This window comes from Kocuria sp. (assembly GCF_030536815.1).
Taxonomy (GTDB): domain Bacteria; phylum Actinomycetota; class Actinomycetes; order Actinomycetales; family Micrococcaceae; genus Kocuria; species Kocuria gwangalliensis.
In genome coordinates, this window is the sequence record NZ_JAUNPE010000039.1 from 1 (window position 1) to 3,884 (window position 3,884).

The 3,884-nt window shown below is 64.1% G+C and carries 5 protein-coding genes; all 5 read left to right on the top strand.

Going from position 1 to position 3,884, the window contains the following annotated elements; translation table 11 throughout:
- Window positions 1–513 (top strand): DUF808 family protein (locus Q4E95_RS05555; RefSeq protein ID WP_303382369.1); only part of this gene is annotated, 513 nt, incomplete at its 5' end.
- A 139-nt stretch (window positions 514–652) separates the two neighbouring features.
- Window positions 653–1,405: a DUF5058 family protein gene (locus tag Q4E95_RS05560; protein ID WP_303382370.1), complete on the top strand. Its 753-nt coding sequence runs from the start codon at window positions 653–655 to the stop codon at window positions 1,403–1,405.
- Between the two features lie 31 nt (window positions 1,406–1,436).
- The gene (locus tag Q4E95_RS05565) at window positions 1,437–2,180 is read left to right on the top strand and encodes a hypothetical protein (RefSeq protein ID WP_303382371.1); all 744 of its coding nucleotides are present in this window, start codon (window positions 1,437–1,439) and stop codon (window positions 2,178–2,180) included.
- Window positions 2,181–2,192: 12 nt separating this feature from the next.
- A complete protein-coding gene (locus Q4E95_RS05570; protein WP_303382372.1) occupies window positions 2,193–3,416 on the top strand; it encodes an amidohydrolase in 1,224 nt (407 codons plus the stop codon).
- Window positions 3,417–3,538: 122 nt separating this feature from the next.
- On the top strand, window positions 3,539–3,829 hold the full coding sequence (locus Q4E95_RS05575) for a chorismate mutase (RefSeq protein WP_303382373.1): 291 nt from the start codon (window positions 3,539–3,541) through the stop codon (window positions 3,827–3,829).
- The last annotated feature ends 55 nt before the right edge of the window (window positions 3,830–3,884 follow it).

Here is a 3,884-nt window from a genome sequence, read left to right on the forward strand (position 1 = left end):
TTTGTCGCGCTGATCGTGAAGATGGACGACATCGGCCTGTCCATGGCCAAGCGCGAATCCGAAGGCGCGCAGAAGTTCGGTATGGCGCTGGTCAAGGCGATGCCCTGGGTGCTGAAAATCATTTCCATCGTGGGTGTATTCGCCATGCTGTGGGTGGGTGGCCACATCATCCTGGTCGGCATGGACGAGTTGGGCCTCACCGCTCCCTACGAATGGGTCCACCACCTGGCCGAACCCGCCCACCACGTTGCGGGTATCGGCGGTGCGCTCGCGTGGCTGATCGAGACGTTCTTCTCGCTCCTGCTGGGCCTGGTGTGGGGCGCGATCATTGTGCTGATCGTGCACCTGCTGCCCTTCGGCAAGAAGGGCCACGGCCACACGGATGGCCACGAGAGTTCCGAGGAGCGCGCGGACGCCGGTGCCGAGCTCGGCGCGACCGGCGACGCCGCCGCTGACGCCGGCTCGACCGCTTATCGCCCGGACTCGGGCGGGGGTGCCGCGGTGAGCGATTAATCACTGTAGCCACGGTGACTATGTAAAAAACACCACCTAAAGCGTGGCCCGTCGAACGAAAATGTGAGATTTTTCGTGACACGGGTCACGCCGTGTGTTTTGATGGGGGCGTTCAATTTGCCCAGCCCTCGGAGTCCCCATGCGCATCCCCACTGCTATCGACAGCGGTTCAACGGACATTCTGGCCGCAGCCAACACCCCGATCCTGTGGATCTGCGCCCTGGGTGTCTTTGCAGTCATCATTGTTCAGACCCTCATTTACGTCCGTGCGGTCAGGCAGGCCGCACCCGCCGTGGGCATGACCTCCGACGAACTCAAGACCTCGTTCCGCACCGGTGCGGTGTCCGCCATCGGCCCGTCGCTGGCAGTGGTGCTCGTGGCCGTTGCCCTGCTCACCGTGTTCGGCACGCCCGCCGTGCTGGTGCGTATCGGCTTGATCGGTTCCGTCTCCTACGAAACCGCCGCCGCGAGTATTGCCGCCGGCACCATGGAGGCCGAGCTGGGCGGGCCCACCTACACGCAGGGCGTGTTCGCCGTGGCGTTCATGGCCATGAGCCTGGGCGGGGCCATGTGGATGCTCGCCACCTTGATTTTCACGCCCATCCTCAAACGCGGTGACGCCAAGCTGCGTCGCGTGAACCCGGCCGTGATGTTCGTGGTTCCCGGTGCCGCCATGCTCGCAGCATTCTTCGCCCTCGGATTCGGCGAGCTGCCCAAGTCCGGTTATCACGTGGTGGCGTTCTTCTCGTCGGCGGCCGTGATGGGCGCATGCCTGTTCCTGGCCAAGCAGCTCAACCTCACGTGGCTACGCGAATGGGCCTTGGGCATCGCCATCCTCACGGCACTGGTGCTGACCTACGTGGCTGTCTCCTCCGGGCTGTTCGCGGCCTGAATCGGTTTCTGAGATCTCAAAGGACTAACTCATGACTACAGTGACCGGCCACGACGCCGCTCTCCAGACTTTTGACCGCACCACCGCCCGCTGGGGTCGCCTCACCATGATCGCGGGGTTGCTGATTTCGCTCGCGGGCCCGGCCTACCTGGTGTTCTTCAGCGGCCTGCAAGTGGACCAGACCAAGATCCTCACCGCGTTCCTCGCCATTGCGGGAACATTCGCGGTGATCTGGGTCGTGGAGCCGCTGACCTACTACCCGATCCTCGGGCAGGCCTCGATGTATCAGGCGTTCATGATCGGCAACATCTCCAACAAGTTGCTGCCCTCCGCATTGATTGCGCAGTCTGCCGTGAATGCCAAGCCGGGTACCCGCCGCGGTGAGCTGGCTGCGGTCATGGCGATCAGCGGCGCGGCCATGGTGCACCTGTTCTCGCTGTTGATCTTCGTAGGTTTCATGGGCACGTGGCTCGTGAGCGTGATCCCGCAGGACGTCACCAAGGTGGTGCAGACCTACATCCTGGCTTCCGTGCTGGGCGCCGTGGTCGTTCAGGCCATCGTCTCGCTCAAACAGTTGCGCGCCACGATCATTGCCATCGTGGTCTCGGCCTCGGTGGTGTTCCTGCTGGTTCCGGCCATTCCGTCGCTGGCGTTCTTCAGTACGGCCATTGCCGTGATCGCCACCGCCGTGTTGGCATGGTTCCTGAGGGACCGCTCCGCGCGCCTCGTGGACGACTCCGAGGACGCCCAACTCGCCGACACCCGCAACCGTTAGGAATCACTTTTCATGACCGCTCAGTCACTTGAACTCACTGATGACCTTCGGGGCCGCATGCATGATCTCTACCGCGAACTCCACGCGGCACCGGAGCTGTCCATGCAGGAACACCGCACCGCGGATCTGATCGAGGAGCGCTTGACCGCGCTGGGAATCGAGAATTTCCGCTGTGGCGGCAGCGGCGTCGTCGGCGTACTGCATAACGGGGAGGGGCCCGTGGTCGCTTTCCGTGCGGACACGGACGCCCTGCCCCTGGCCGAGGACACCGGCGTGGAGTACGCGAGCACGGCCACGGGACAGCTTGACGATGGCACCGAGGTGCCCGTGATGCACGCGTGCGGGCACGATACGCACATGTCCGCGGCGCTCGCGGCGGCGGAAATCTTCGCCGGCGCGACCGACGCGTGGTCCGGGACCATCGTGTGGATTTTCCAGCCGGGTGAGGAGACCGCGGCCGGTGCACAGGCGATGCTCGAGGACGGGCTGTGGGACAAGGCGCCCAAGCCCGAGGTGGTGTACGGCCAGCACGTGATGCCCGCGTTGGCCGGGACCATCAACTATGCGATGGGCGATGCGATGGCCCTGGCGGATTCATGGAAGATCACAATTCACGGTCAGGGCGCGCATGCGTCGCAGCCGCAGGATTCCATTGACCCGATCGTGCTGGGCGCGCACATGATCACCCGCATCCAGGCCGTGGTCTCGCGCGAAATCGACCCGCGGCGCGCGGCGGTCGTCACGATTGCGACGTTCCACGGCGGGTTGAAGGAAAACATCATTCCGGCGACCGCGGAGTTCACGCTGAATGTGCGCACCTTCGATCCGGCAATCCGCGAGAAGGTGCTGGCGTCCCTGCGCCGTATCATTTCTGCGGAGGCCGCCGCGTCCGGTGCTCCCGAGCCGACCATTGAGGTGCTGTCGCAATTTCCTCGGAATTACAACGACCCCCAGGCCACCGCTGCGGCAATTGACGAGTTCAAGCGTGAGCTCGGTGAGGACTGCGTAGTCGAGGTGGAGCCCATGATGGGTTCGGAAGACTTCGGCGCGTTGGCCGAGGCCATTGACGTGCCCTCCGTGTTCTGGTTCTTCGGCGGTCATCCAGCGGAAGTCCTCGAGGGTGACGGACCAGTCCCCGTGAACCACTCACCGTTCTTTGCGCCGGTCATGGAGCCCACGCTGTCCACCGGGGTCAAGGCCGCGGTCACCGCGCTGGCCTCGCGGGTGGGGAAGTAGGGTTCCGGAATGTCGACAACGCCGCTCATCGAGCAACACGGGGCAGCCACCCGGTGAGTTGAAGCCGGCACGGACTGAAACATGCTTGTCCGAGCACGTGGGAGAGCCGTTAGTGTGGCGTTATGGACGCTCAAATGCCGCACAACATCGAACAGGTCCGCGCAGCAATCGACAACATCGACGCGCAGCTGATTACTCTCCTCGCCGAACGGCAGTCCTTTGTGGCCCGGGCCGGTGAAGTGAAAGCCGGCGAGGGGATTCAGGACGCCCACGACCCCGTACGTGTGGAGTCGATTCTGCGGGCACGCCGCGAGCAGGCACTCGACGCCGGACTGAACCCTGAGGTTGCCGAGCGGATCTGGAAAGAACTCATTGCCGCATTCACCGACTACGAGCAGAACGCCGGGCGGTAAGCAACTGATCCGACTCGCAACGTGAGTCCTTGGCGGCGGGTCGTTCTCGCCGCTG